Source organism: Sporosarcina sp. P37, assembly GCF_002109365.1.
Lineage (GTDB): Bacteria > Bacillota > Bacilli > Bacillales_A > Planococcaceae > Sporosarcina.
Genome location: NZ_CP015349.1, coordinates 1,538,584 through 1,565,223, shown reverse-complemented (window position 1 = coordinate 1,565,223; position 26,640 = coordinate 1,538,584). Strand labels below are relative to the sequence as shown.

General features: G+C 44.9%; 28 protein-coding genes. All 28 read left to right on the top strand.

What is annotated here, in order from left to right:
• The 28 genes from SporoP37_RS08145 to SporoP37_RS08010 all read left to right on the top strand — a co-directional run bounded on the left by SporoP37_RS08145 (position 1) and on the right by SporoP37_RS08010 (position 26,567).
• Entirely contained in the window at positions 1-1,095 is a 1,095-nt protein-coding gene (locus SporoP37_RS08145) for a cobalt-precorrin-5B (C(1))-methyltransferase (protein WP_369821972.1), read from the top strand.
• Complete coding sequence (cbiE, locus tag SporoP37_RS08140) at positions 1,070-2,263, top strand: precorrin-6y C5,15-methyltransferase (decarboxylating) subunit CbiE (RefSeq protein WP_085431733.1); 1,194 nt, start codon at positions 1,070-1,072, stop codon at positions 2,261-2,263. The genes SporoP37_RS08145 and cbiE overlap by 26 nt, the downstream gene beginning before the upstream one ends.
• Positions 2,263-2,967 (top strand): precorrin-2 C(20)-methyltransferase, encoded by a 705-nt coding sequence (gene cobI, locus SporoP37_RS08135; protein WP_085431730.1) that lies wholly within the window; start codon positions 2,263-2,265, stop codon positions 2,965-2,967. Before cbiE ends, cobI begins: the two co-directional genes overlap by 1 nt.
• Positions 2,967-3,749, top strand: coding sequence for a precorrin-4 C(11)-methyltransferase (gene cobM, locus SporoP37_RS08130; RefSeq protein ID WP_085431732.1), 783 nt, complete (start codon positions 2,967-2,969; stop codon positions 3,747-3,749). The genes cobI and cobM overlap by 1 nt, the downstream gene beginning before the upstream one ends.
• Positions 3,742-4,878, top strand: coding sequence for a cobalt-precorrin 5A hydrolase (locus SporoP37_RS08125; RefSeq protein ID WP_081243184.1), 1,137 nt, complete (start codon positions 3,742-3,744; stop codon positions 4,876-4,878). Before cobM ends, SporoP37_RS08125 begins: the two co-directional genes overlap by 8 nt.
• Positions 4,875-6,233, top strand: coding sequence for a cobyrinic acid a,c-diamide synthase CobB (locus SporoP37_RS08120; RefSeq protein WP_081243183.1), 1,359 nt, complete (start codon positions 4,875-4,877; stop codon positions 6,231-6,233). Before SporoP37_RS08125 ends, SporoP37_RS08120 begins: the two co-directional genes overlap by 4 nt.
• Positions 6,230-6,859 (top strand): precorrin-2 dehydrogenase/sirohydrochlorin ferrochelatase family protein, encoded by a 630-nt coding sequence (locus tag SporoP37_RS08115; protein ID WP_081243182.1) that lies wholly within the window; start codon positions 6,230-6,232, stop codon positions 6,857-6,859. Before SporoP37_RS08120 ends, SporoP37_RS08115 begins: the two co-directional genes overlap by 4 nt.
• A complete protein-coding gene (gene cobA, locus SporoP37_RS08110; protein ID WP_196796894.1) occupies positions 6,826-7,653 on the top strand; it encodes a uroporphyrinogen-III C-methyltransferase in 828 nt (275 codons plus the stop codon). Before SporoP37_RS08115 ends, cobA begins: the two co-directional genes overlap by 34 nt.
• Positions 7,610-8,164: a nitroreductase family protein gene (locus SporoP37_RS08105; protein WP_081243180.1), complete on the top strand. Its 555-nt coding sequence runs from the start codon at positions 7,610-7,612 to the stop codon at positions 8,162-8,164. The genes cobA and SporoP37_RS08105 overlap by 44 nt, the downstream gene beginning before the upstream one ends.
• 13 nt (positions 8,165-8,177) lie before the next feature.
• Positions 8,178-8,717, top strand: a complete 540-nt coding sequence (locus SporoP37_RS08100; RefSeq protein ID WP_085430712.1) for a cob(I)yrinic acid a,c-diamide adenosyltransferase — start codon at positions 8,178-8,180, stop codon at positions 8,715-8,717.
• Positions 8,717-10,222, top strand: a complete 1,506-nt coding sequence (locus SporoP37_RS08095) for a cobyric acid synthase (protein WP_085430711.1) — start codon at positions 8,717-8,719, stop codon at positions 10,220-10,222. The genes SporoP37_RS08100 and SporoP37_RS08095 overlap by 1 nt, the downstream gene beginning before the upstream one ends.
• Positions 10,223-10,237: 15 nt before the next feature.
• A complete protein-coding gene (locus SporoP37_RS08090) occupies positions 10,238-11,074 on the top strand; it encodes a class I SAM-dependent methyltransferase (protein ID WP_232329831.1) in 837 nt (278 codons plus the stop codon).
• Complete coding sequence (locus SporoP37_RS08085) at positions 11,067-12,107, top strand: FecCD family ABC transporter permease (RefSeq protein WP_085430709.1); 1,041 nt, start codon at positions 11,067-11,069, stop codon at positions 12,105-12,107. Before SporoP37_RS08090 ends, SporoP37_RS08085 begins: the two co-directional genes overlap by 8 nt.
• A gap of 2 nt (positions 12,108-12,109) precedes the next feature.
• Positions 12,110-12,874, top strand: a complete 765-nt coding sequence (locus SporoP37_RS08080; protein ID WP_085430708.1) for an ABC transporter ATP-binding protein — start codon at positions 12,110-12,112, stop codon at positions 12,872-12,874.
• A 15-nt stretch (positions 12,875-12,889) separates the two neighbouring features.
• Complete coding sequence (locus SporoP37_RS08075; RefSeq protein WP_085430707.1) at positions 12,890-13,882, top strand: ABC transporter substrate-binding protein; 993 nt, start codon at positions 12,890-12,892, stop codon at positions 13,880-13,882.
• A 21-nt stretch (positions 13,883-13,903) separates the two neighbouring features.
• Positions 13,904-15,085: a CbiX/SirB N-terminal domain-containing protein gene (locus SporoP37_RS08070; protein ID WP_085430706.1), complete on the top strand. Its 1,182-nt coding sequence runs from the start codon at positions 13,904-13,906 to the stop codon at positions 15,083-15,085.
• Positions 15,086-15,809: 724 nt separating this feature from the next.
• On the top strand, positions 15,810-16,112 hold the full coding sequence (locus tag SporoP37_RS08065; protein ID WP_081243172.1) for an urease subunit gamma: 303 nt from the start codon (positions 15,810-15,812) through the stop codon (positions 16,110-16,112).
• A 27-nt stretch (positions 16,113-16,139) separates the two neighbouring features.
• Entirely contained in the window at positions 16,140-16,463 is a 324-nt protein-coding gene (locus tag SporoP37_RS08060; protein ID WP_085430705.1) for an urease subunit beta, read from the top strand.
• Positions 16,460-18,178 carry an urease subunit alpha gene (gene ureC, locus SporoP37_RS08055; protein ID WP_085430704.1) on the top strand — a complete coding sequence of 573 codons (1,719 nt, stop codon included), beginning with the start codon at positions 16,460-16,462 and terminating at the stop codon, positions 18,176-18,178. Before SporoP37_RS08060 ends, ureC begins: the two co-directional genes overlap by 4 nt.
• A 10-nt stretch (positions 18,179-18,188) precedes the next feature.
• On the top strand, positions 18,189-18,644 hold the full coding sequence (gene ureE / locus SporoP37_RS08050) for an urease accessory protein UreE (RefSeq protein ID WP_081243169.1): 456 nt from the start codon (positions 18,189-18,191) through the stop codon (positions 18,642-18,644).
• Positions 18,637-19,323, top strand: a complete 687-nt coding sequence (locus SporoP37_RS08045) for an urease accessory protein UreF (protein WP_085430703.1) — start codon at positions 18,637-18,639, stop codon at positions 19,321-19,323. Before ureE ends, SporoP37_RS08045 begins: the two co-directional genes overlap by 8 nt.
• Before the next feature lie 37 nt (positions 19,324-19,360).
• A complete protein-coding gene (gene ureG / locus SporoP37_RS08040) occupies positions 19,361-19,981 on the top strand; it encodes an urease accessory protein UreG (protein ID WP_081243167.1) in 621 nt (206 codons plus the stop codon).
• Complete coding sequence (locus SporoP37_RS08035; RefSeq protein WP_085430702.1) at positions 19,974-20,798, top strand: urease accessory protein UreD; 825 nt, start codon at positions 19,974-19,976, stop codon at positions 20,796-20,798. The genes ureG and SporoP37_RS08035 overlap by 8 nt, the downstream gene beginning before the upstream one ends.
• 93 nt (positions 20,799-20,891) lie before the next feature.
• Positions 20,892-22,484: an ABC transporter substrate-binding protein gene (locus SporoP37_RS08030; RefSeq protein ID WP_085430701.1), complete on the top strand. Its 1,593-nt coding sequence runs from the start codon at positions 20,892-20,894 to the stop codon at positions 22,482-22,484.
• Positions 22,485-22,546: 62 nt separating this feature from the next.
• On the top strand, positions 22,547-23,536 hold the full coding sequence (locus tag SporoP37_RS08025) for an ABC transporter permease (RefSeq protein WP_085430700.1): 990 nt from the start codon (positions 22,547-22,549) through the stop codon (positions 23,534-23,536).
• Position 23,537: 1 nt separating this feature from the next.
• Positions 23,538-24,356: an ABC transporter permease gene (locus tag SporoP37_RS08020; protein ID WP_231293322.1), complete on the top strand. Its 819-nt coding sequence runs from the start codon at positions 23,538-23,540 to the stop codon at positions 24,354-24,356.
• Between the two features lie 88 nt (positions 24,357-24,444).
• Positions 24,445-25,944: an ABC transporter ATP-binding protein gene (locus SporoP37_RS17430; RefSeq protein ID WP_085430699.1), complete on the top strand. Its 1,500-nt coding sequence runs from the start codon at positions 24,445-24,447 to the stop codon at positions 25,942-25,944.
• A gap of 185 nt (positions 25,945-26,129) precedes the next feature.
• On the top strand, positions 26,130-26,567 hold the full coding sequence (locus SporoP37_RS08010) for a HicA family toxin-antitoxin system (protein ID WP_231293321.1): 438 nt from the start codon (positions 26,130-26,132) through the stop codon (positions 26,565-26,567).
• Positions 26,568-26,640: the final 73 nt, after the last annotated feature.

Genomic DNA, 26,640 nt, shown 5'->3' with positions numbered 1-26,640 from the left:
ATGCGTCATGGTTATACTACGGGATCTTGTGCAACGGCAATGACAAAGGCAGCACTGCAAGGATTAGTGACGGGGAAAGTACCGGAAGAAGTCACTATCTATTTACCGGTCGGCAAATACGCCACATTCAAAGTATCGGCATTTGAAATAGTCGATGGCGGCGTAATGTGCGAAACCATCAAAGATGCCGGCGATGATCCTGATGCTACACACAAAGCCCGGATCCAAAGTACTGTTTACTATTCAAAAGAAGATGGCATTCATTTGGACGGAGGGATTGGTGTAGGACGGGTTACAAAACCGGGGCTGCCCGTCCCTGTCGGACAGGCGGCGATTAACCCGGTGCCGCGTAAAATGATACTCGGAGTTGCACAGGAAGGTTACGATTATTATCAATTGAAACGCGGAATCGATGTAGTGATTTCCGTGCCTGACGGAGAAGAAATTGCCAAGAAAACATTGAATGGGCGCCTTGGCATTATTGGAGGAATTTCCATTCTGGGAACCCGCGGAACAGTTGTGCCATTTTCGAGTTCTGCCTTCATGGCAAGCATTGCGCAAGCGATCAGTGTGGCAAAAGAAGCAGGCTGTGATCATGTGGTGATCACGACAGGCGGCCGCAGTGAAAAGTTTGCGTTAAAACAATATGCTCATTTGCCGGAAGAAGCCTTTATAGAAATGGGCGACTTTATTGGTTTTACTCTTAAGAATATCGCACGTAAGAAAATACCCAAAGTGTCTCTCGTAGGAATGATGGGGAAGTTTTCAAAGCTGGCACAGGGCGTAATGATGGTTCACTCAAAAAGTGCACCGATCAACTTCGGATTTTTGGCGGAAATGGCGAATAGAGTAGGTGTCGATGAACAAACACAGCAAGAAATTTTGCAGGCTAACACTGCATCACAAGTCGGCGAGATACTCCAAGGAAACGATGCGTTCTTTGAGGCGCTGAGTAAAAACTGCTGCTATTATGCACTGAATCACATGAATGCCGAAATTGAAGTATCAACATCATTGTATGCCATGAATGGAGACTGTTTAGGAAAGGCTGAGAACATTGACAAATTGGATGAAAATGATTGGTATAGGGGATAATGGCGCGGCAGGATTGCTCCCTCAATATATAGAGTGGATCAATGAATGTGATGTGCTCGTAGGCGGAGAACGCCATCTTCAATTCTTCCCTTTATTCGAAAAAGAAAAGAGAGTAATCAAGGGAGGTTTGTCAGCATTAACAGCGGAATTACAGGAAGAAACACGTAATGTTGTTATTTTAGTGTCGGGCGATCCATTGTTTTATGGACTGGGAGGCGTACTTGCGAAAAAACTGCCCCTGGAGATCTATCCGTATACCAGCTCGGTTCAGCTGGCTTTTTCTAAAATGCAGGAAAGTTGGCAAGATGCGCACATAGTCAGCCTGCATGGCCGTTCTATAAGAGGTTTTGCACAGAAAATAGACGGGCGTAAAAAAATAGCTGTATTAACCGATGAAACGAACTCTCCGCAATCCATTGCGGCGTATGTAAAACGCTTTAATATGACGGAGTACGATGCCTTCGTCGCTGAAAATCTGGAAGGGGAAGATGAACGCTGCCGCTTTCTCTCATTGGATGAAATGGAACAGGGTTCATTTTCTCCTTTAAATGTGGTGATTTTAAAGCAGCGCCATCTAGTGGAACGTGCTTCTCTTGGCATTCCGGATGATGCATTTCTGCAGCGAAAACCGGATAAAGGCTTAATTACGAAAAGAGAAATTCGGACACTTTGTCTGCAGGAGCTAAAGCTTAAAGAAAACAGCATAGTTTGGGACATAGGAACTTGTACAGGTTCTGTTGCGATTGAGGCAGCAAAAATAGCGCGCGAAGGGGCAGTCTATGCCATTGAGAAAAACGAGGGAGACCTTGAAAACTGCTTGGAAAATCAGCTGAGACATCGTACAGATTTTGTGGCGGTGCTGGGTAAAGCACCGGACCGACTGGAAGAATTCCCAGACCCTCATGCAATTTTTATTGGCGGTAACGGCGGGAATATGGAGCAGTTATTGCAAACCTGTATTTCGCGCTTACAGCCAAATGGCCGACTGGTTATGAATATCGCCACGATAGAAAATCTGGCTGAAGCAATGGGCCATTTAAAAGCGTTAGGCTGTGAAGTATCCATATTGCAGGCTCAGCTCTCAAAGAGTAAACCAATTTTACATTTAACGCGTTTTGAACCGTTAAACCCGATTTATATAGTGACAGCACAGAAAGGACAAGAATGATGACAATAGGAAAATTATACGGATTAGGCGTTGGACCAGGAGATCCTGAATTAATTACTGTAAAAGCATTTCGTAAACTGCAAGAATGCCCGGTCATTGCGTATCCCAAAAAATTAAGAGGCAGTAAATCTTATGCCCATCGGATCGTGGATGTGTATATTAACCCTGCTGAAAAAAAGATGCTCGGTTTAGTATTCCCTATGACCAAAGACGAAGAGGTATTGCGTGCTGCATGGGAAAAAGCAGCAGAAGAAATCTACAGCTTCTTGGCAGAAGGAAAAGATGTAGCATTTGTGACTGAAGGGGATCCGATGCTGTTCAGTACATTTATCCATCTGCTGGGCTTAATGAAAACAAAGCATCCCGACGTGCCAATCGAAACAGTGGCAGGGATTTCATCATTTAATGGTTCAGCCAATCGTTTAGGGATTGCATTAGCCGAAGGTGATGACCATGTGGCTATGATTCCGGCTACGGATAATATGGAACAGATGCGCCAGGTCATTGAACATCACGACGCCATCGTTTTTATTAAGGTAGCTAAAGTTATAGATGAGATGTTGGATTTATTAGAAGAATTGGATCTGCTGGAAAAAACACATGTAGTGACTAAAGTTACGTCTGACGAAGAAGTGATTTGGAAAACAGATGAACTTAGGGGCGCTGATTTAAATTACTTGTCATGTATGGTGGTGCGCAAATGATGAAAAAAATTTGGATTATCGGTGCTGGCCCAGGAGATCCTGACTTAATCACGGTAAAAGGTTTGAAGCTGTTGCAGCAGGCAGACGTTGTCATGTATACCGATTCACTTGTAAGCGAAACGCTGGTGGAGGAAGCAAAGGAATCGGCGGAAGTTATCCGTACGGCAGGTATGCATCTGCAGGAAATGGTGGATTGTATTGTCGAGCGGGTCAATGCCGGGAAAACAGTTGTACGATTACATACCGGGGATCCAGCGATGTATGGCGCAACAATGGAACAGGTGGCATTACTGAAGCAACATGATATTGGGTATGAAGTCGTGCCCGGTGTGAGTTCCGTTTTTGCTGCTGCAGCGGCAGTTGGTGCAGAGCTGACGGTCCCTGATTTAACACAAACACTTATTTTAACCAGAGCCGAAGGGCGGACGCCTGTGCCTGAGCGCGAAAAGTTACAGATACTTGCAAGTCATCATTGTACAATTGCAATGTTTTTAAGTGCGACATTAACAAAGAAAATTGTGAAAGAATTACAGGCTGCCGGCTGGGCAGATGATACGCCGGTCGCTGTCGTGCAGCGCGCTACATGGCCTGATGAAAAAATTGTTCAGACAACATTGGTTGAATTAGATGAAGCGATGCGTGTCAATGGCATTCGTAAGCACGCAATGATTTTGGCGGGCTGGGCATTGGATCCCGCTATTCATGAGAAAGAATATCGTTCAAAGCTGTATGATAAAACATTTACCCACGGTTTCCGAAAAGGTGTGAAGGCAGATGATTAATTTACGTGAAGGTGAAATTCCTGTCATTGAAAAGCGCAAACCGTATGCTTTGGTCGCCATTACAAAACACGGGGTTGCCAATGCAAGAAGCTACACGGAAACATTTCCGTACGCGGACCTTTACTATATGAAGAAGTTTGCCAGAGGAGACGAAGAAGCGCGACACATTCAACTGTTTGACGGAACAGTGCGATTGCTGTTACCCGCTTTGTTCCAGCAATACAAAGGAGTTATTTGTATCATATCGCTCGGTGCTGTCGTTCGGATGATTGCACCGATCATGGTTGATAAAATGACAGACCCTGCTGTATTGGTTGTCGATGACTTAGGCCAATACGTTATAAGCGTGTTATCAGGACATATTGGCGGTGCCAATGCGCTGACTTATGAATTTGCACAAGCAATCGGTGCTATGCCTGTAGTTACGACTGCTTCGGATGTTCAAAAAACCATCCCTGTCGATTTATTCGGCGCCCAATTTGGATGGATGTGGGATAGCGAAGAAAAACTGCTGCCGGTCAGTGCATCGGTTGTGAACGAAGAGCACGTCGCGATTGTGCAGGAAACAGGCGAGAAAAACTGGTGGATGCATGACCGTGCTATGCCGCCCAATTTGAAAATCTATGCTTCTGCAGCAGAAGCGATTCAGGCAAAGCCGCAAGCAACCTTACTCATAACCGACCGATTGATCGATCGGCATGAGGAAGTGCTGCTGGAAAACGGAGTGATCTACCGTCCCAAATCCATTGTGCTCGGCATTGGCTGTAATCGCGGAACGGCGCTGGAAGAAATCGAGCAAGTCATAGACGAAACATTAGAAGAACTGTCTCTAAGTAAAAAAAGTGTGAAAGCAGTAGCAACGATAGATTTGAAGAAAGACGAGGCTGGCCTGCTCGAATTAACTGCCAAACATAATTGGCCGTTTGTCACCTACACGCCTGAACAGCTCAATGAAATGCCGCTTCTTAATCCGTCCGAAACTGTATTTAAGTATACAGGCGCATACGGTGTGAGCGAACCGGCAGCGCTGCGCTGTGCAAATGCAAGAGAACTGGTATTAGAGAAAAAGAAAAGTGGCAATGTGACAATTTCCATTGCACGCGTCAATTTCGAGGAGAGAGAACAATGAATCGATTTGTACTGGCAGGTACAGGGAGCGGTGTCGGGAAAACAACGTTCACCATTGGGATTATGCGCGCGCTTATGAAGCGTGGTTTAACCGTACAAGGCTTTAAATGCGGCCCGGATTATATCGATACTGCCTATCATACAGCTGTCACCAAACGGCCGTCACGAAATATTGATAGTTATATGATGGCTCCTGATACGATTCTTGCGATTGTTGCAAGGGCCAGCCGAGACGCAGATGCGGCCATTATCGAAGGCGTGATGGGCTTTTACGACGGCAGATCCCCCTTGTCAAATGAAGGGTCGGCTGCACATATAAGCGAAATTACAAAAAGCCCCGTCATTTTAATTGTTAATGCAGCTAGTATGGCGAGAAGTGCAGCGGCCATCGTTAAAGGATTTCAGTCACTGGATGACAACTCCAATATTGTCGGTGTGATCGCGAATCAATTAGGCAGTAAGAGTCATTTCGGCATTATCAAAACGGCAATAGAAAAAGAATGCGGCATTCCAGTTATCGGCTATTTGCCAAAAGAAGCTGTGCCCGCGATGCCGAGCCGTCATCTGGGCTTGGTGCCGGCTATCGAACGAGGTGACCTGGATGCTTATTTTGACAGTCTTGCAGCGGCTATTGAAGAAACAGTCAATATTGATCAGCTGATGGACATTACAAAAGCGCAAATCATTGAAGAATCCACATCAATTTTCGATGCCCAGCCGAACAGCCAAGAAGTTCATATTGCGGTAGCTAAGGATGCCGCGTTTAACTTCTATTATGAAGAAAACCTGGATTTATTGCGTGCACATGGCGCAACTCTGCATTTTTTCTCTCCGTTACAGGATGAAGAAGTTCCAAATGAAGCGCAGGGAGTATACATCGGCGGCGGCTTCCCGGAAGAGTTTGCAGAACAATTAGCCGCAAACGAGAAAGTGAAAGAATCTTTAAGAAACGCAATCAGCCGCGGATTACCGACAGTAGCCGAATGCGGCGGCTTTATGTATCTGACAGAAGAAATCATCGATCGCCAGAAGCGAAAGTTTCCCATGCTTGGTGTGATTCCTGGCCGTGTGATTATGCAAGATAAGCGGGCAGCACTTGGCTACAGGGAAATTACAGGAGTTGCAGGCAATTTCTTAATTGATGAAGAGACAGAGGCAAAAGGGCATGAGTTTCATTATTCGAAATATGAGGGGGAGCATACTAGCCCGGCGTATTTCAGTAAAAGCCGCTTTCGCGTTCAGCAGGAAGGTTATTTACATAAAAACCTCGCAGCGGGCTTTACGCAATTCCATTTTGCCTCAAATCCTCAGCTTGTGCGAAATTGGCTGAAAGCATGTTTGGAGGGAGAACAATGAACTATTTTCCGCTGTTAATGGATATGGATTATAAAAAGGTTGTCATTATTGGAGGCGGACATGTAGCTCGTCAAAAAATAGAAGCCTTGCTTCCCACCAAAGCAATGATAACTGTAGTTAGCCCATCGGTGACAGAGAAGGTGCAGCAGTATGCAGCTGAAGGGCTCGTGACATGGAAAGAAAAAGCATTTGAATCAGCCGATTTAGATGACGCTGCCTTGGTTTTTGCTGTGACCAATGATGAAGAAGTAAACAATGCGGTGGAAGAAGCGACACAGCATTGGCAATTACTCAGTCGTGCGGATGCAATAGGGCGGGTTGACTTTATCAATCCGGCAGTCGTTCGCCGCGGAGAATTTGTTGTGACGGTATCAACGTCTGGAGCCAGTCCGGGTTTAACGCGCAAGGTAAAGGCGGATGTAGAGGAGCAATTTGGGGACCATTATGCATCGTATGTGTCTTTCTTAAGGAAAGCCCGCCAGCAAGTCTTGCAAGTGTTTCACGGTGAGGCGAAAAAACAAGTTCTGGCTGAACTCCTGGATCCGAAACTTTTGGATTGGATGGAGCAAGGTAAAAGTCAAAAATGTGAAGAATGGCTACAACAACGGATAGGAGAACAACATTGAGCGGATTTGTATATATTGTAGGGGCTGGCCCCGGTGACCCGAAACTATTGACAATCAGAGGATTAGAATGTATTCAGCAGGCGGACGTGATTTTATATGACCGACTGGTAAATATTGAATTACTGCAACATGCGAAAGCGGATGCTGAGCTCATATATTGCGGCAAAGAGCCGGGTAAGCATGAAATGATCCAAGATGAAATCCATCGTGCACTGGTTCAGCATGCGAGTCTTGGCAAGCAAGTGCTGCGCTTAAAAGGCGGTGACCCGTTCGTCTTTGGGCGCGGTGCTGAAGAAGCTGCAGTTTTACGGCAAGCCTGTATACCTTTTGAAATTGTTCCCGGGATCACCGCAGGAATTGCGGCGCCTGCTTATGCAGGGATTCCGGTTACACACCGCGATCATGCTGCAAGCTTTGCTATTGTTCCAGGTCATGGCCGCGCGGAAAAAGGACAGGATTTCTTACAATGGGCGGCGCTTGCTCAGATTGATACGGTGGCTTTTTATATGAGCGTCGGAAACATCGGACATATTACGAAAAGCTTAATAGAAAACGGTAAAAGCAAAACAACCCCTGTTGCGGTTATTGAATGGGGAACTACTAAAGAGCAGCGTACGATTACGGGGAATCTTACAACGATTTCAGAGGAAATTCAAAAGCATCATATCTCAAATCCGTCCATGATTTTAGTAGGTGATGTAGTAGGAGTGCGTGAAGAAATTCATTGGTTTGAAGAAAGGAGCACTAACGATGTTGAAAGCATTAAAAGAACGCCGTGCGATTCGACAATTTGAAACGCGTGAAGTGGAGCGGGAAAAGATCGAGACGCTTCTGGAGGCAGCAACATATGCACCAAACGACCGGATGCGTGAACCTTGGCATTTCTATATATTGCAAGGTGACAGCCTGAAACAGTATGAACAAGTGGCACTTGATTACTTACAAAAACGATTCCCGACAAAACCGCATTTAGTGGAAAGTTCAATGAAAGCAATTACGCAAACACCGCTTATTATCGTGGTAACTTCCGCCATCGTGGATGGAGACGAAGGGGCTACGAAAGACAATACTTTTGCAGTAAGCGGCGCCATTATGTCGATGTGGTTAATGGCGGAACAGCTCGGCTTAGGTATGGTGTGGCGTACGCGCGGCGTGGGATTAGTGCATGATACAGCATTGCATTCATTCATCGGCGCATCAGAACAGGAGCAATTGGTAGGAACGCTGTGTATCGGGTACCCGGCAGAAGAAATAACTTCTGTCAAAAAACGTACGCCATATACGGAAAAAACAACTTGGTTATAAGGGGGAATTGCAAATGGCGCGACAAGGGATGTTGTTAGTATATACAGGTGATGGCAAAGGAAAAACCACTGCTTCACTCGGTGTTGCTTTACGTGCAATCGGCCGCGGTATGAAGGTGAAATATTTTCAATTTATTAAATCACCCGAACGCACATATGGTGAGCAAATTGCTTTGCGGAAGCTGGGCGTTGAAACCGTGCAATTAGGTATCGGATTTACATGGACGAAAACACCGGAAGAGCACCGGGAAGCACTTGCAAAAGCGTGGCAAATGGTGAAAGAAGAGCTGAAGGATGAAACGACAGATGTTCTGGTGCTGGACGAGCTGAATAATGCATTATCCATCACACGTTTTCCTGTCGATGATGTATTGCCGCTGGAAGAAGTAATAGAGGCAATAGTGAACCGTCCAAAGTCCATGCACTTAGTTATTACAGGACGTTCCGCGCATCCGTCTATTCTGGAATTGGCGGATCTAGTGTCAACCATTGATGCAACAAAGCATTATTATACTGACCAAGATGTCCAAGCCATGAAAGGTCTGGAGTTTTAATGAAAGCCATTATGATCCAAGGCACCGCGTCGGATGTGGGGAAAAGTGTTTTATGCACTGCGCTCTGCCGTATTTTAGCTAACGACGGGTACCGGATTGCGCCATTTAAATCGCAGAATATGGCGCTGAACTCCTATGTCACCCAAGATGGCGGAGAAATCGGGCGGGCGCAGGGCGTTCAGGCGGAAGCCGCAAAAATAAGCGCCACTACCGATATGAATCCTATTTTATTGAAACCAACGGGGAATATGGTGTCGGAAGTCATTTTACATGGCAAACCATTTGCTCATATGGACGCAGTTTCGTACCGCGAAAATTTTGTTGAGCAAGTAATGCCGGAAGTGCGGAAGTCGCTGCGGCGTTTAGAAGCACAATATGATGTGCTGATACTGGAGGGTGCGGGAAGCCCGGCTGAAATTAATTTGAAAAGCCGGGATATTGCCAATATGCGAATGGCTCATGAGACAGATGCGGCCGTTATTTTAGTGGCGGATATTGAACGTGGGGGAGTATTCGCGTCAATTGTCGGTACTTTGATGCTGCTTGATGATGAAGAGCGTGCGCGTGTAAAAGGGATTGTCATTAATAAATTCCGCGGCATGAAGGAACTGCTCGACAGCGGCATCGATTGGCTGGAAGAGTATACAGGCATTCAAGTGCTCGGTGTCATCCCGTATTTCGATGTGCAAATAGAAGCCGAGGATTCGATGGCGCTGTCGAGCCTTCGCTTAAAGAAACCTCAGCATCAGGAATTTGATATTGACGTTGCTGTCATTCGTTTCCCTTTGATTTCTAATTTCACAGATTTGGATCCATTATTTGAAGAGCCTGGCGTAGGTGTGCGCTTTGTTTCTTCCGCAAAAGATTTGAAGAATCCAGATGTCATCATTCTGCCCGGAACGAAGAATACCATTGAAGATTATAGATGGCTGCAGGAATCAGGCTTGGCCCAAGCGATCTTACAGCAGTCACAAAAAGGAAAGAAAATAGTCGGGATTTGCGGCGGCTACCAAATGCTTGGCGGATCAATAATAGACAAGCGGATGCCTGAAAACAAAAGCGCGGTGTATTCCGCACTGGACATCCTGCCGATTGAAACCGTGCTGGCCAATGAGAATGAAATAACACAAATTAAAGGAACGAACTATGCGGGTCAGGAGATGAACGGATTTGTATTACATCTGGGTCGCAGTACGCCCTTCCAACCGGTCCGCAGCTTTATCTGCATGGAAGACGGCAGCCAAGATGGCGTGTATACAGAGCAAGTGATAGGTACATATTTACACGGAGTTTTTCAAAATCGTCCGTTTACCCGAATGTATTTCAATCAAATTCGCGCGGCCAAAGGCTTGGCAGAAGTCACAGGCGACATTCATTCAGACGATGAACGGCGAGAGCAGGCGTATGAAATGCTGGATTATCACGTGCGCAAACATCTGGATATGAATAAAATCTATGAGTTACTGGGCGCATCAAAGCAGCAAAATGATGATAGAAAGCATTGAGGAGAAGGTTCAATCATGAAAGAATCCCCTTTAAAAATCGATTTCGAGAAACTCTGGAAAGAAGGCATGCTGGACTGGCACGGTAATATGCCCGAGCGTATGGTGGACGATGAGCTCGAAGAAGCTTTTTGGGCGCAGTCCATGAAGAAAAAAACGTATAAACAAACAGACGACTATGCAGAAAAAATCTATGAAAAAATGAAGCCGTATATGCCGGAGGATGCAAGCTGCCTGGAAATCGGACCGGGATGGGGAAATTATACATTCCCATTGAGTGAAGACGTAAAAAGTCTGACACTTGTAGACGGTTCCGAAAGTGTGCTTGCTTATTTAAGACAATACTATGAGAGTGATGCGCCGGTTCAGTTTGTTAACAGTAAATGGGAAGAAGTGCAGGTTGAGCCGCATGATATCGTTGTCGGAGTAAACTGCTTTTACCGTATGTATGAACTGAAGACGGCACTGAAGAAAATGAACGCACTTGCGCAAAAACGTGCCATCATCGGCTTAACGACGGGCCCAATCCAACCGCATTATGTTGTCTTAGATAAGCAGTATGGCTATGAAATAAAATACCCGCGCCGCGATTATATTGCCATTCTCAATATACTGTACCAATTAGGCATTTACGCAAATTGTGAAATGGTCAAGCTGGAGCGTACATACCGTTACAATACATTGGAACAACTTTATGAAACACAGAGCAAAAAAATCTTGTCACCACAGTTTGAAATGGCACATGTGAAAAGCTCACTTGAACCTTTTATTGCGATGGAAGATGGCCAATACGTGTACCGTCATCCATTTTATGCGGCGATCATTACTTGGGAGCCTTCGAATTCACATGACTAAGCTGCGATTTACATTATTAGCAAGTGTATTGCTGGCAGTGTTGCTGGCTTCTATGACGTTTGGAGTGATGGTGGGCTCCGTTGATATTACGCCGAGTATTATTTGGGAAGTCCTTTTTACGAAAATGGGTTTATCTGCAGAAGTTGCGGCTTCAAAAGCACAGAGCATTATTATATGGGAAATTCGTTTGCCGCGGATTATACTTGCCGCGATAGTCGGAGCAGCCTTAGCGATCAGCGGAGCGGCAATTCAGGCACTGGTAAGGAACCCTATTGCGGATCCGTATATTTTAGGGGTGTCGTCCGGCGCATCAGTTGGTGCGACTTTGGTCATTTTGCTTGGTGCCTTCAGCTTTTTAGGTACCTATGCGCTGTCTGTTGCCGCTTTTTTCGGCGCTATTCTGGCAGTTGTTATCGTGTTTTTATTGGCACGTGTCAACGGACGAACATCTGTTATTCGTCTTCTTCTGGCGGGAATTGCAATTTCAATGGTATTTTCGGCCATCACCAATTTTATGCTGATGACATCAAAACAGCAAGGCGGTATTCAAGCTGTCATACATTGGACGCTCGGCAGTCTGGCAGGCGCGAAGTGGTCAACCATTGGTTTGCCGTTCTTTACATTTCTGCTGATTTTTATACTGCTGCTATTCAATTACAGGCAGCTTAATGCGCTCCTTCTCGGTGAAGAACTGGCTACGACACTTGGCATAAATTTAGACCGTTTTCGGATTTTTATTATCCTGGCCGTTTCATTATTGACGGGTGTTGTAGTTGCCAGCAGCGGCAGCATTGGCTTTGTTGGGTTAATAGTACCGCATGTTGTGCGAATGATGGTCGGGTCTAACTATAAATTGGTGCTGCCGATCAGTGCATTAATGGGTGCAGTTTTCCTGGTATGGGCAGATATGGCGGCGCGTGTTGCAATAGCGCCTGAAGAAATGCCTATTGGAATTGTAACTGCTGTGTGCGGAGGCCCCTTCTTTATTTGGATGCTTAGACGCCGTCGATACTCTTTTGGGGATGGTGAATAAAAATGTTGCAAATAAAAAATATTTCATTTTCAGTATTTGAAAAGAAAATATTGCATGACATTTCCTTTTCGTTAGATCAAGGCAAGTTTATTGGCGTTATTGGCCCTAATGGCAGTGGAAAATCAACGATGTTAAAAATCATCTACCGCTATTTACAGCAAACAAGCGGAGTTGTGACGTTATACGAAAAAGACATGGACCAAATGACTCAAAAAAAGATCGCAAGAGAAATGGCTGTGGTGAGTCAGGAAACTCCTGTGCTCTTTGACTTTACCGTAAAAGATTTGGTCATGATGGGACGGACACCCTATAAACAATGGCTGGCAAAAGACAGTAAAGAAGACTTTGCTATTGTTGAGGAAAGCATGAAGCTCGCCGATGTGCTGTATTTAAAAGATCGAACACTCGGACAATTATCCGGCGGGGAAAAGAAGCGGGTGATGCTGGCACGCGCGCTCGCTCAGCAGGCGAAAATATTGATTTTAGATGAGCCGACTAATCATTTGGATATCGAACATCAGCTTCAGTTGCTGGATTTGGTGAAAGAACTGCCCATTACGATTATAGCGGCATTGCATGATTTGAATTTAGCGTCCAGCTATTGTGATGAATTACTCTTAATAAAAAAAGGGGTTCTGCATATGAAAGGAACTCCAGAACAGGTGCTGACAGAGGAAAACATACAGCAAGTTTTTCGTGTACAGGCCGACATTTCGAAGAATCCATTTACACAAAAACTGCATTTATTTTTCACACAGAAAATCTAAGGAGAATACGGGCATATGTACAAGAAATTAATCGTAGCATGTATGTTTTTCAGTACATTACTTTTACTGGCGGCATGCTCAAACAAAGCGACAGGAAATGAAACAGAGAAGGACGCTGCGAAAAGCGGACAAACAGAACAGGATGAAAAAATTATTATTGATAACAATGACTTTGTCATTGAATACGATAAGGCGCCCAGTCGTGCAATTTCATTAAACCAGCACGTAACAGAAATCATGCTTGCGCTCGGTTTGGAAGATTCAATGGTTGGTACAGCTTATTTGGACGACAAGATCTACAAACCATTACAGGAAGCATATGAGAAAGTTCCCGTATTGGCGGAACAATATCCATCCAAAGAGCAAGTGATTGAAGCGGAAGCAGACTTTCTGTATGCCGGCTGGTCAAGTGCATTTACTGAAAAATCCATTGCCGCACGTGAAGAGCTAAAAGAGCTGGGCATCGACAGCTATTTACAGATGTCATCTACTAAAGTAGCGCCAACTCTGGAAGATATCTATACAGATATACGAAATATCGCAAAGATTTTCCGGATAGAAGATCGCGGGGAAGAGCTAGTAAGCCAAATGAATCAGGACATTGAAGAGATTACAGCCAAACTGCCTGAAGTAAAAGAGCCGCTGGAAGTTTTAGTATTTGATAGTGGTGATACGGAAGTCTTCACGGCGACACAGAACTTCATGAATACACTGGTTTCGATGGCGGGAGGCCGCAATGTGTTTGGAGATGTGGAGGGGAACTGGGCTACCGTTTCAAAAGAAGATGCAGTGGAGCGACAGCCCGAAGTAATTGTTGTAATTGATTACGGTTCAACTACAGTAGAGCAGAAAATAAACTTCCTCAAATCAGATCCGGCATTAAGTGAAACACCTGCCGTGCAAAATGAAAAGTTTGTCACTTTGCCATTATCGGCGGCTTCTGAAGGTATTCGTGCAGCAGAAGCAGTTGAAATACTAGCAAAAGGCTTCTACCCGGACGCTTATTAACAGAATCGGAGGTTATCAATCATGACTACTTGGAATTTAACGCCAATGCAGCGCCATGTGCTCATCTGCAATGGGTCTACTTGTATGGGAGCTGGAGCTGAAGAAGTCACACAACAGATCCGTGATGAAATCCGTATAAATCGTTTGGACGAAAAGATTCATACATCGCGTACACGCTGTAACGGCCGCTGTAAAGATAAATGTGTCGTCATTGATTATCCAAAAGGGACATGGTACTCCGTGCAGCAAGAAGAAACAGCACGTGCGATTGTCCATGAATCAGTGAAAGAAGATTCAATTATTTATTCAATGGAACACGGTGAATCACGTGTTAATGGAATCAATAAATATCGGAAAAAAAGAGGGCCGAAGAAAAAAGCGGTATTATTTGTCGGACACGGGAGCCGGCTGGAGGCGGGAAACGAAGAAGTCCGCAAATTTATCGACGAGATGAAAGGGCATGTTGACCCGGCTTTACTGGTAGAAACTTGCTTTCTCGAATTCGCATCGCCAAATATCGAAGACGGCATTCAATTATGCATTGAAAAAGGTGCAGATGAAGTTCATGTAATTCCCATTATCCTATTGCATGCAGGCCACTCAAAACTCCATATACCAGCAGAAATAGAACATGCTAAAGAGCATTTTCCGGATATTCACTTTACTTATGGCCAAACGATAGGTATTCATGAAGAAGTGATTGATATCTTACTGACAAGACTTGCTGAAGTAGGATTTGATGTGAATCAGAAGCATGAAGGTACAGCTATTCTCTTTATTGGACGAGGCAGCAGTGATATGGACGCCAAGGCAGATTTTTATAAGATCAGCAGTTTGTTGTGGGAAAAACTGCAGGTGCCTATTGTTGAAAATGCCTTTATGGGAGTGGCGACACCGACCGTGCAAGAAGGAATGGAGCGCTGTATAGAATTAGGTGCGAAGAAAGTTATTATGCTGCCATACTTTTTATTCACGGGAATTTTAATGGAGCGAATGAAAAAATTTGCGGGACAGTTCAGAGAGAGGCATCCGCAAACGCAGATTGAAATTGCAGAGTACTTTGGCTATCATCCAAATTTGCGGAATGTCTTGCTGGAACGCATGAATCAAGCATTAGACGGCACTTCGACCGGTATGCAAGATTTAGAGAATTTTCGTATATACGCAGAAGAACATGGATATGAGCACCACCATCATCATTAAACAGCAGTACAGAATTCGGTAACATGTAGGAAAGAATTGACCGCACAGCCCGGCTGCACCGCCTGACGGGCTGTCGGGCTGATGTAAGTAACATTGAATTTACGTGGACATACGGACTGAGTACATACATTACAGTCTATTTTTTTTGCCTGCTAATAGCAGCATTACGGTTGGGATGAAGTGTTTTTTCGTATTATCTTCTCCGTAAGCGGGAACACTTGAATCCTGACCGAGAAACTGTACAATAAATTAGTGGCAGTAACTCCAAACTACTTTCTCTAACTTTTCAGTAAAGAAAGTAGACTATCCTTCCTTTCCAGTTGTTTGAAGTATGTAAAATCTCACCGATCACCCCCTGACGGCATGAGTCATTAACGAATCAACTGCGAGTAAACCATTTATATTACCTTGTTGTATAAGCAGAACCCATAGTCGGCAGGACAAACGATTCTTGCTGCATTCGACAGTTTTTTATGGCGAAAAGTAACACAGGACAACGTTTGTGCTGACTTGCATTAGGGTAAACTGTGTGAAGCTGTATTTTTTATATGATCTGAAATTAGGTCGAATGTATTATATGGAGGAAAAAGTGGTCAGTTATGGAAGGCTATAGCAGGCCGGTTAGAGTTTTCTCATTTTAATGAAAATTGAGCGGGTTATATTGAACGTAGTTGGAGAAAAGAGCAGTGCTGCAACGTATTATTACATTTTAGGAGGTTGAACAATGCAATTACTACCGCGTGAAATTGACAAATTAATGATTGTTGTGGCTGCTGATGTAGCCAGAAGACGTAAAGAGCGGGGTCTTAAATTAAATCACCCGGAAGCAATGGCGCTAATTACATACGAAGTGATGGAAGGTGCCAGAGACGGCAAGACAGTTGCAGAACTTATGGCGTACGGAGCAACGATCCTATCTCGTGAAGACGTAATGGATGGTATTCCCGAAATGATTGATGATATTCAAGTAGAAGCAACGTTCCCTGATGGGACAAAGTTAGTCACAGTGCATAAACCGATACGATAGTTTTATGTAAAGAAAGGGGACGTAACGATGATACCAGGCGAATATATTTTGAAAGATGAGCCGATTATTTGTAATGAAGGTGCAGAAAGTATGCATGTGCAAGTTGTTAATCATGGCGACAGACCTATCCAGGTCGGTTCTCATTATCACTTTTATGAAGTAAATCTAGCATTAAAGTTTAATCGGGAAGTGACATACGGCAAACGTTTAAATATACCTGCAGGTGCTGCTGTCCGTTTCGAACCGGGTGATGAGAAAGAAGTGCAGCTGATTGATTATGCCGGAAAAAGAGAAGTGTACGGATTTCATAATAAAGTAGACGGAGCATTGGAAGGCAGGGATGCGAAATGAGTTTTAAAATGGATAGAGAACAATATGCTCAAATGTACGGGCCGACAACCGGGGACTCCGTCAGACTGGCAGACACCGATTTGTTTATTCAAATTGAAAAAGATTATACAAAGTATGGAGAAGAAGTAGTTTTCGGCGGCGGGAAAGTGATTCGTGACGGTATGGGTCAGCATCCGTTTATAACGCGCGAAGAAGACGAACGGGTCCCTGATACGGTTATTACAAATGTGGTAGTGCTTGACTATACAGGTATTTATAAAGCGGACTTGGCAATCCGGGACGGTAAAATTTCGGGCATCGGAAAAGCAGGTAACCCGCTTGTACAAGACAAAGTAGACATTATTATAGGAGCATCCACAGAAGTGATCTCGGGCGAAGGTAAAATCATTACCGCGGGCGCGATTGATACACACGTGCACTTCATTAATCCGGCGCAAGTGGATGTCGCACTTACAGCGGGAACGACGACACTGATTGGCGGCGGCGCGGGACCGGGTGACGGCTCCAGAGCAACGACTGCCACACCGGGTGCCTGGCATCTTCATTCCATGCTGAAAGCTTTGGAAGGGCAGCCGATTAATATCGGTTTGACAGGGAAAGGACATGCAGCAGCGAGCGGTCCTTTAGCGGAACAAATACTTGCCGGTGCTATTGGTTTGAAAGTCCATGAAGATTGGGGCGCAACGCCGTCAGTTCTCGATCATGCACTGCGGGTTGCTGATGAATACGATGTGCAGATTGCGCTTCACGCGGATACGTTAAACGAAGCCGGATTTTTTGAAGATACGATGAAGGCAATTGATGGCCGCGTTATCCATATGTACCATACGGAAGGCGCAGGCGGCGGGCACGCGCCGGATCTGATTAAATCCGCAGGCATGATGAATGTGCTGCCAGCCTCCACCAATCCGACATTACCTTATACAATCAACACTATCGATGAGCATTTGGATATGGTGATGGTTGCCCATAACTTAAATCCATCTGTGCCGGAAGATATCGCATTTGCGGATTCACGCATCCGCAACGAAACGATAGCAGCGGAAGACATTCTGCAGGACCTGGGCATCTTCAGTATGACAAGCTCAGATTCACAGGCAATGGGCCGTATAGGTGAAGTGGCACTTCGTACATGGCAAGTAGCCCATAAAATGAAAAAACAGCTTGGGATTATGGAAGGTGACAGTGAGTATTCGGATAATAACCGGGTGAAGCGCTATATCGCCAAATATACGATTAACCCTGCCATTACTCACGGAATATCCGAGTATATCGGTTCAATTGAAGTCGGAAAAATGGCGGACCTTGTTCTTTGGGATCCGAAATTCTTTGGTGTCAAACCGGAAATGATTTTGAAAAATGGAATGGCTGTCTTTAGCTTAATGGGGGATGCCAATGCGACGATTCCGACACCGCAGCCGATGATTTACCGTCCGATGTACGCAGCACTCGGAAAGGCACTGTCGCAGAGTTCCATTACATTCGTTTCTCAGATTGCATACGACCAAGGAATAAAAGAAAAGCTTGGACTTGAAAAAATAGTGCTTCCTGTGCGCAATATACGCGGTCTTACGAAGAAAGACATGAAATTAAATACAGCCACTCCCGATATTGATGTGGATCCGCAGACGTATGAAGTGAGAATCGACGGAAAGCTCATCACATGTGATCCGATTGATGAAGTGCCAATGGGGCAACGCTATTTCTTATTTTGAGGTGAAAAACATGATAGTAGAAGAAGTCTTACTGAACGTAAAAGATTTAGAACCAGGTGAATATGAAAAGCGCCATAAAGAGAAAGTGTACCTGGAAAGTGCGCATTTAATGAAAAGAATTCAGCGCGTGGAAACAGATCATGGACGTGAAATCGGCATCCGTTTAAAAAATCCGCGTGATTTGGAAGCTGGCGACGTTCTTTTTATGGATGATAAAAATATCATCTTCATTGACGTGCTATCTGATGATTTACTAATCATCAGCCCTCGCTCGATGCTTGAAATGGGAACGATTGCACATCAGCTTGGAAACCGGCATTTGCCTGCGCAGTTTGAGGATCAGGACATGCTCGTACAGTATGATTATTTAGTGGAGGAATTGCTGCAGGAAATGGGCATTCCATTCAAACGGGAAGAACGAAAAGTTGCAAAGGCTTTCCGCCATATCGGGCATAGCCATGACTAATCACGCACTGTCATTGTTCCAATTATGCGATTCCAATTTTCCGGTAGGATCATTCAGCCAATCATTCGGTCTGGAAACATATATTCAAAAAGACATAGTCACAGACGCTGATACGTTTTCCGACTGGCTGAATGTCTATGTGCATGAGCAGCTCGCCTACGCGGATGGATTGGCTGTAAGAATCGCTTATGATGCTCTTGATATGGATGAATTTGATGAGATTTGGGAATTGGATCGTCTATTGACTGTGCAGAATCTGGCCCGTGAATCACGTGACGGCACACAGCGTATGGGTGACAGGATGCTGGACATTGCGCAATCTATTTACAAAATACCGATGCTGTCTGTCTACACGCAGAAAATACGTGATAAAGAAGCTTTTGGCCATCCCGCTATAGTTTTTACGATGGTGGGACATCATCTGCAAGCAGAAAAGAGAACGACGATTTTATATTATTTGTATTCGACTGTCGTCAGTCTCGTACAAAATGCCGTGCGGGCCATTCCTCTTGGACAAACGGCAGGACAAAAAATTATTTATTCATTTCAGCAGCAGCTCCAGCAAGCGACAGACAAAATTATGGAGCTGGATGAAGAAGAGTTCGGTGTCGTATCGCCAGGACTTGAACTTTCACAAATGCAGCACGAACGTGTTGGCATACGTATTTTCAGTTCGTGATGAATGAAAGAAAATTAACAGTTAGGATGTGCGTAATATGGGACCAATTAAAATAGGTGTCGGCGGACCAGTCGGCGCAGGTAAAACAATGCTTGTCGAAAAGATTACCCGTGCTTTAGAGGGTGAAGTCAGTATGGCAGTTATCACCAACGACATTTATACGAAAGAAGATGCCAAGTTTTTAGTTGCGAACGGTATTCTTCCTGAAGACCGCATCGTCGGGGTGGAGACAGGGGGCTGTCCGCATACAGCTATTCGTGAAGATGCATCAATGAACTTTGCAGCGATCAATGAATTAAAAGAAAAGCATCCCGATCTTGAGCTGATTTTTGTAGAAAGCGGCGGCGACAATCTGGCAGCTACGTTCAGTCCGGAACTCGTAGACTTTTCCATTTATATAATCGACGTGGCACAGGGAGAGAAAATCCCGCGTAAGGGCGGACAAGGGATGATTAAATCTGACCTGTTCATTATTAATAAAACTGATTTGGCGCCATATGTCGGGGCAAGCCTTGAGGTAATGGAATCTGACACGAAAGTATTCAGAGGCAATAAACCATTCTTTTTCACCAATTTAAAAGACGATGACGGACTGGATGAAGTGGTGGAATGGATCAGGAAACATGCTTTATTAAAAGGGCTGGGACAAGATGTCTGAATGGACAGGCGTTCTTGATCTGGTCATGGAAAATCGGCAGGGACGTTCCGTAGCGAAAAGCGTCTACTTTCAAGGTGCTTTTAAAGTGATGCGCCCCGTCTATTTTAATAAGAATAGTTACCCGTGCTATTACTTATTGAATCCGGGCGGCGGTTATTTAGACGGAGACCGGTATCGCATGAAAGTTACGCTTGGTGAACAGGCGAAGCTGACATTGACGACCCAGTCGGCTACGAAAGTATACAGAACGCCCACTGAGCAAGTGTATCAGGAAACTGTGTTCCATATGGGAAAAGACAGTTATCTGGAGTACTTGCCCGATGCACTCATTGCATACAAAGATGCCAGATGCTATCAGAAAAACAGTATATACATGGAAAAAGGGGCCACATTGCTGTATGCCGAGATACTGACTCCGGGCTGGTCGCCGGAAGGGGAAAAATTCAGCTATGATATGCTTCGTCTAAAAACGGAGATTTATATGGAGAATCAGCTGGCGGTCTTTGACCATATTAAACTACATCCGGCATCTCAAAATATGAACGAGTTAGGATTTATGGAAGGATATACTCATTTAGGTTCATTTATTGTGGTTGGAGAAAAAACGAGTGATGAGTTATTGGATCGTTTGTATGAAAGAATTCAGCAGGAGGACGGGGACTTTGCATTTGGAATATCCAGGCTTGCTGTTCCCGGGTTCACTATCCGGATCATGGCGAATTTTACACAGCTTATAGAGCGGATAATCTCAGCATGCCACCACGTAATCAGTGATGAATGGCATCAGACGAAACCAAGCTTTCTGCGGAAGTACTAGAAAATGCCCGGCAATTTATAAGAGCTGCCGGGTAATTTACTGTGAACTTTGTCGTATTTTCATAAACCAATAGATATAACTAGGGGGATAACAATGAGAAAGCTTTGGCTATCTGGTCTATTGCTTTTCATCAGTGTTTTGGGGGCTTGTTCAAACAATCAGGACAGCAGCCGGCCGGATGAAAAAACGGACAGGAAAGATGAGTTAATACTGGCAATTGGCGGTGAAACAGACGAAGGTTTTGATCCGACTACCGGGTGGGGCATGTATGGGTCTCCTCTGTTTCAAAGTACATTGCTTACATATGATAAAGATTTCTCTATTCAGAACGACTTAGCAGCAAACCTTGAAGTCAGCAGTGACGGATTACAATATACAGTGGAGATCCGCGATGATGTGAAGTTTTCGGACGGAGAGCCTTTAACATCAGAGGATGTCGCTTTTACATTTGAAACAGCAAAAAACAGCGGTTCTGTAATTGATTTAAGCAATCTTAACGAAGTGGAGACCTCGGGCGATTATGCAGTGAAGTTTACGCTAAAACAGCCGGATTCAACATTTAGCACACGGCTTGCAACAATAGGAATTGTTCCGAAGCATGCTTATGATGACAACTACAATGAGAACCCTATTGGATCCGGCCCTTATCAAATGGTGCAATGGAGCAGAGGACAGCAGCTGATTGTGGAAAGTAACCCTCATTATTACGGAACGCCGCCCAAATTTAAAAAGCTGACGTTTCTTTTCTTAGAGGAGGATGCAACGCTGGCTGCGGCTAAAGCCGGTGAAGTCGATGTAGCTGCGATTACTCCAAGTTTTGCAAAGCAGGACGTGGCAGGCATGCGTCTGGAGCGAATGGATACGGTGGATAACAGAGGCATTGTATTTCCTTACGTGAAGACAGGCGGACATACAAAAGATGGAGCACCTGTCGGGAATGATGTGACGGCCGATCCAACCATCCGCAAAGCAATTGATATCGGCATTGACCGGAAGGCATTGGTAGATGGAATTTTAGATGGCTTTGGTACACCAGCTTATTCTGTCGCGGATAATTTACCGTGGTGGAATCCTGAAACGGCTGTAACAGACAACCAATTGGAGAAAGCCCAAAAAATGCTGACTGACGCTGGCTGGATAGAAAACGAAGATGGCGTACGGGAGAAAGATCATTTGAAAGCCGCTTTCACACTGCTTTATCCTGCCGGTGATGAGATACGCCAATCGCTGTCCATCGCGGTGGCCGAACAAATAAAAGAGCTTGGTATTAAAGTGAAGACAGAGGGGAAAAGCTGGAGTGATCTGGGAAACCTCATGTATTCCAATCCTGTCATGATGGGCTGGGGAAGCCATGATCCGCTTGAAATGTATAATATACACAGCAGCCAAACGAGGGGTGAAGGCTTTTACAATGTAAATTATTACTCTAACCCGGCAGCTGATGACTATATGGAAAAAGCGATGCGTTCAACGACACAGGAAGAAGCAAATATGTACTGGCAGAAGGCCCAGTGGGACGGTAAAACAGGCTTCTCTTCTAAAGGGGATACTCCGTGGGTGTGGCTCGTTAATCTGCAGCATATCTACTTAGTAAATGATGATTTGGATATCGGCGATCAAAAGCTTCAGCCGCACGGTCACGGCTGGCCGATTACAGATTTCATTGAACAATGGCACTGGAAGTAAGGAAACAGAATGGAAGATGTGAATATATTGGTAATCAATTGATAATGAAAAGAGAGATAGCAATGCGGTTGAAAAAAATAGCTTTATTTTTTATCAGGAAAGCCGTGAAGCTGGCAACTTTGCTTATTGCCGTAAGCATTCTCTCCTTTACACTCGTAAGCCTTTCGCCGATCGACCCGGTTCAGTCGTATATTGGGGCAGATATGACCCGGGTCAGCGCGGAACAATATGAAAATATTGCGGAGTATTGGGGAATAAATGAGCCGAAAATCCAACAATTCATGCATTGGGGAAAAGCCGTTTTGCAAGGGGAGTTAGGTGTGTCCCTATTGTACAGGAGCGAAGTGGCGGATGTAATCAGTGAGCGTTTTCAGGCTTCATTGGCCTTGATGGTTGTCGCTTGGACACTATCGGGTGCCGGTGGTTTTTTGCTGGGTGTTATTGCCGGGATGAAGGAAGGCACATGGATTGACCGTCTGATCAAAGGCTATTCTTTCAGTCTCGCCTCGACACCGGCGTTTTGGATCGGCATTTTACTGCTTATGTTTTTCTCAGTCAGTCTTGGCTGGTTTCCGGTTGGCCTTGGCTCTCCGGCTGGTGTTCTGTCAGCAGACGTTTCATTGGTTGAACGTGCGCGGCATCTGTTTTTACCCGCATTGATGCTGAGCATCACGGGAGTGGCCAATGTTGCCCTGCATACGCGCCAGAAACTTATTGAAGTGCTCAACAGCGAGTATATTCGGTTCGCAAAGGCCAAAGGTGAGCGCGGCTTCACATTATTGTGGCGTCATGGATTGAGAAATATTTCACTTCCGGCAATATCTTTACATTTCGCTTCGTTTGGAGAATTATTTGGCGGAGCAATATTGGCGGAACAAGTATTTTCTTATCCCGGACTTGGCCAAGCAGTTGTACAGGCGGGACTTGGCAGCGATGTCCCTTTGCTGCTGGGTATTGTTTTATTTAGTACGCTATTTGTATTTACGGGGAATTTGCTGGCGGATCTATTATATCAAGTGATTGACCCCCGGATGAGAAGGGGGGGCGCATGAAATGAGTAGCCAGATCATGAATAGCAGGCTGCGAACGATCACAGTAATTAGCAGCGCCTCGATTTTCCTTTTAGTCATCATTGGAACGGGATTTTTTCTACATACGGATAATTCAGGCATCAATTTGGAAATGAAAAACGAAGCACCTTCTCTTGCGCATTTATTCGGTACAGATTGGCTTGGCAGGGATATGTTGCTGCGAACAATAAAAGGATTGTCATTAAGCTTTAGCGTGGGCGTAATTGCTGCTTTATCAAGCACATTGATTGCGCTGATGCTGAGCCTGCTTTCTTATTGGAATAACATAACGGATTCGATTGTCACTTGGTTAACCGACCTCTTTTTAAGTGTGCCGCATATGATTACGTTATTGTTAATTTCATTTGCGTTCGGCGGCGGATTTAAAGGAGTCATCATTGGTCTTGCGCTGACGCATTGGCCGAGCCTCACCCGCTTGCTTAGGGCGGAAGTGCTGCAAATAAAACAGGCGGAATATGTAAGTGTCTCCCGCCAACTGGGAAAATCGCGTGTATGGGCTGCCCGCCACCATATTCTTCCCCACTTGCTTCCTCAGCTCATGATCGGCTTTATTTTGATGTTCCCGCATGCCATATTGCATGAAGCGGCTATTACGTTTCTGGGATTTGGTTTATCGACGGAAACGCCTGCAATAGGGAACATCTTATCAGAAGCGATGCGTTATTTGTCGATGGGATACTGGTGGCTTGCATTCTTCCCGGGACTGGCACTGCTTGCCGTCGTCGGTGTTTTTGATTTGCTTGGGCGGAGCGTGCGGAAACTGATTAATCCAATTCATTGAAAATAGTCTATGGGTATCCATGAGTGAACATGTCCGGGGCGGGAATCCTATTCCTATATTCGGCCAAAAAAGATGAGGGGAAACGAATATGACTTCAATTCAACCAGTCCATCAAAAAGCGTATATCCCCTTGCTGGAAGTGAAAGACTTTAACTTAACCTTTCGGCGATTAGGGAAGGGGTTACGCGAAACAAAGATAGAAGCAATCCGCAATGTAAATTTAACGATTCATCAAGGAGAAATCGTTGCCATCGTAGGGGCGAGCGGATCGGGGAAAAGCCTGCTGGCGAATGCGATTATAGGTATTCTTCCGAAAAATGCAGTGGTCGAAGGTGAAATGATTTACAAAGGTCAGGCATTGACAAAGAAAAGGCAAGAGGAATTACGCGGCAAAGAAATTTCGCTTATTCCGCAATCGGTGAATGCCTTGGATCCTTTAATGAAGACAGGCAAGCAAGTTCAAGACGCAGTGAAAGGGAAAGAAAAGCGAGAAGTTCAGCGCGCTATATTTAAAGAAGTGGGACTGTCCGAAACAGCTGGCGGTTTGTACCCATTTGAACTCTCCGGCGGCATGGCGAGAAGAGTTCTTGCCGCGACGGCAATGATCAGCGGGGCGGAACTGATCGTCGCAGATGAACCGACGCCTGGTCTGGACCCGAAGGCATTGCAGGAAACGGTCGCTCAGTTAAAACAATTGGCTGACGGCGGCAAAAGTATGGTATTCATTACACATGATATTGAAGTGGCGTTACAAATTGCCGACAAAATTGCTGTTTTCCGTGAAGGACGAACAGTAGAAATTGCTGATGTCACGGATTTTTCCGGTAAAGGAGAAAAACTTAAGCATCCATATACGAGAGCACTATGGAATGCATTACCGCAAAATGAGTTTACGTCTTCTTTTTCTGAAGAAAAAAACAAAGTGCCGAATTTCGTTCCAACCAGTCAAAATGAAATCGTGCAAACTCAAATGCTTGAAATACAGAATATAGGGTATCATTATACGTATGGGGCATGGCTCTTTAAGGACGCAAACCTGACGATCAAGCCAGGAGAAGTAGTAGGTCTTTTCGGTTATAGCGGATCCGGCAAGTCAACGCTGGCACAAATTATCAGCGGCTATAAGAAGCCGCTGCATGGCCAAGTGCTGCTTGGCGGAAAGCCGATCCCGCCGGCATCTGTCAATCCCGTTCAACTGGTTTGGCAGCATCCAGAACAAGCGATTAATCCGCGTTGGCGTATGGACAAGATGTTCAAAGAGGCGGAAGGGCTGGACAGCGGGCTTCTGGAGGTGCTTGGCATTAAAGAAGAATGGTTACACCGCTGGCCGTTTGAACTTTCAGGCGGGGAATTACAGCGTTTTTGTCTGGCCCGCGCACTTGCGAGTAAAAATATCCGCTATTTAATTGCCGATGAAATGACAACAATGCTGGATGCTGTTACACAGGCGCAAATTTGGCACTCCGTTTTAATATGGGCAAAAGCGAAAAAAATCGGATTGCTCGTAGTCAGCCATGATCATCATCTGCTTAATCAAATTGCCGATCGGGTCATCAATTTTTCCGATTTACATCAGAACATCGATTGATTTGACAACTACTTATAGCTGATATATATTGGAATTTAATTTTTTACTGTCAAGAGAGATTTGCCGGTTAATTGGCATGACAGGGAAATTAATCTTCAGGCGAGAAGTCTTTGTCTGAAGGAGGGTCTTGAAGCAGAAAAATTCACTATTTACAAGGTATGAACATTATTCGGGAGGTGTTTCTTGTGGTAGACGACTTTGAAGTGGAAAAAGTTTTTGAAGACAGGCATTATGAGCGAAATCAGTTTAAGCTTATTATAGACGGCCGGAAGTATAAAGGTGACTATCATGAAGGTGAAATCCAGTGGCTTCATCCGCATCCTAAGCAAGATGTCGGCGAAGAAGAAGTAAACGCCATAGAAGCTAAAGTTTTGGAACTGTTATCCGAGCACGGGATCAGAGATGAAGCAGAAGACATTGAGATTGAACGCTCCATCAGCAGAAATCAAACTCGGCCGCTTCAAGTGTTTAAATTAAAGGTGCAGGGCGAGGAGTTTAAAGGAACTTTTATTAATGGAGAAATCGAATGGTTTCATCCTAAGCCAAGACGCAAACTAAAAGATGAGCGTGTACAAAAGATAGAAGAAGACGTGCAGAAAAAGCTGAAAGAACATCTGGAATAGAGAATCGCGCCGGATGAAAGCCAGTATGCATAAGGTTATCAGTGCAGCCCGATGTCAGCAGAATCATCCAGAC

Bases quoted from the DNA above. Each gene is read 5' to 3' on its own strand.
- cobM (WP_085431732.1), top strand. From the start codon at position 2,967: ATGAAAAAAATTTGGATTATCGGTGCTGGCCCAGGAGATCCTGACTTA.
- SporoP37_RS08075 (WP_085430707.1), top strand. From the start codon at position 12,890: ATGTACAAGAAATTAATCGTAGCATGTATGTTTTTCAGTACATTACTT.
- SporoP37_RS08085 (WP_085430709.1), top strand. From the start codon at position 11,067: ATGACTAAGCTGCGATTTACATTATTAGCAAGTGTATTGCTGGCAGTG.
- ureE (WP_081243169.1), top strand. From the start codon at position 18,189: ATGATAGTAGAAGAAGTCTTACTGAACGTAAAAGATTTAGAACCAGGT.
- SporoP37_RS08120 (WP_081243183.1), top strand. From the start codon at position 4,875: ATGAATCGATTTGTACTGGCAGGTACAGGGAGCGGTGTCGGGAAAACA.
- SporoP37_RS08090 (WP_232329831.1), top strand. From the start codon at position 10,238: ATGAAAGAATCCCCTTTAAAAATCGATTTCGAGAAACTCTGGAAAGAA.
- cobI (WP_085431730.1), top strand. From the start codon at position 2,263: ATGACAATAGGAAAATTATACGGATTAGGCGTTGGACCAGGAGATCCT.
- SporoP37_RS08030 (WP_085430701.1), top strand. From the start codon at position 20,892: ATGAGAAAGCTTTGGCTATCTGGTCTATTGCTTTTCATCAGTGTTTTG.
- SporoP37_RS08060 (WP_085430705.1), top strand. From the start codon at position 16,140: ATGATACCAGGCGAATATATTTTGAAAGATGAGCCGATTATTTGTAAT.
- cbiE (WP_085431733.1), top strand. From the start codon at position 1,070: ATGAAAATGATTGGTATAGGGGATAATGGCGCGGCAGGATTGCTCCCT.
- SporoP37_RS08070 (WP_085430706.1), top strand. From the start codon at position 13,904: ATGACTACTTGGAATTTAACGCCAATGCAGCGCCATGTGCTCATCTGC.
- SporoP37_RS08105 (WP_081243180.1), top strand. From the start codon at position 7,610: ATGTTGAAAGCATTAAAAGAACGCCGTGCGATTCGACAATTTGAAACG.
- SporoP37_RS08065 (WP_081243172.1), top strand. From the start codon at position 15,810: ATGCAATTACTACCGCGTGAAATTGACAAATTAATGATTGTTGTGGCT.
- SporoP37_RS08080 (WP_085430708.1), top strand. From the start codon at position 12,110: ATGTTGCAAATAAAAAATATTTCATTTTCAGTATTTGAAAAGAAAATA.
- SporoP37_RS08100 (WP_085430712.1), top strand. From the start codon at position 8,178: ATGGCGCGACAAGGGATGTTGTTAGTATATACAGGTGATGGCAAAGGA.
- SporoP37_RS08035 (WP_085430702.1), top strand. From the start codon at position 19,974: ATGTCTGAATGGACAGGCGTTCTTGATCTGGTCATGGAAAATCGGCAG.
- SporoP37_RS08045 (WP_085430703.1), top strand. From the start codon at position 18,637: ATGACTAATCACGCACTGTCATTGTTCCAATTATGCGATTCCAATTTT.
- SporoP37_RS08025 (WP_085430700.1), top strand. From the start codon at position 22,547: ATGCGGTTGAAAAAAATAGCTTTATTTTTTATCAGGAAAGCCGTGAAG.
- SporoP37_RS17430 (WP_085430699.1), top strand. From the start codon at position 24,445: ATGACTTCAATTCAACCAGTCCATCAAAAAGCGTATATCCCCTTGCTG.
- SporoP37_RS08115 (WP_081243182.1), top strand. From the start codon at position 6,230: ATGAACTATTTTCCGCTGTTAATGGATATGGATTATAAAAAGGTTGTC.
- SporoP37_RS08095 (WP_085430711.1), top strand. From the start codon at position 8,717: ATGAAAGCCATTATGATCCAAGGCACCGCGTCGGATGTGGGGAAAAGT.
- SporoP37_RS08145 (WP_369821972.1), top strand. From the start codon at position 1: ATGCGTCATGGTTATACTACGGGATCTTGTGCAACGGCAATGACAAAG.
- ureC (WP_085430704.1), top strand. From the start codon at position 16,460: ATGAGTTTTAAAATGGATAGAGAACAATATGCTCAAATGTACGGGCCG.
- ureG (WP_081243167.1), top strand. From the start codon at position 19,361: ATGGGACCAATTAAAATAGGTGTCGGCGGACCAGTCGGCGCAGGTAAA.
- SporoP37_RS08125 (WP_081243184.1), top strand. From the start codon at position 3,742: ATGATTAATTTACGTGAAGGTGAAATTCCTGTCATTGAAAAGCGCAAA.
- cobA (WP_196796894.1), top strand. From the start codon at position 6,826: ATGGCTACAACAACGGATAGGAGAACAACATTGAGCGGATTTGTATAT.
- SporoP37_RS08020 (WP_231293322.1), top strand. From the start codon at position 23,538: ATGAGTAGCCAGATCATGAATAGCAGGCTGCGAACGATCACAGTAATT.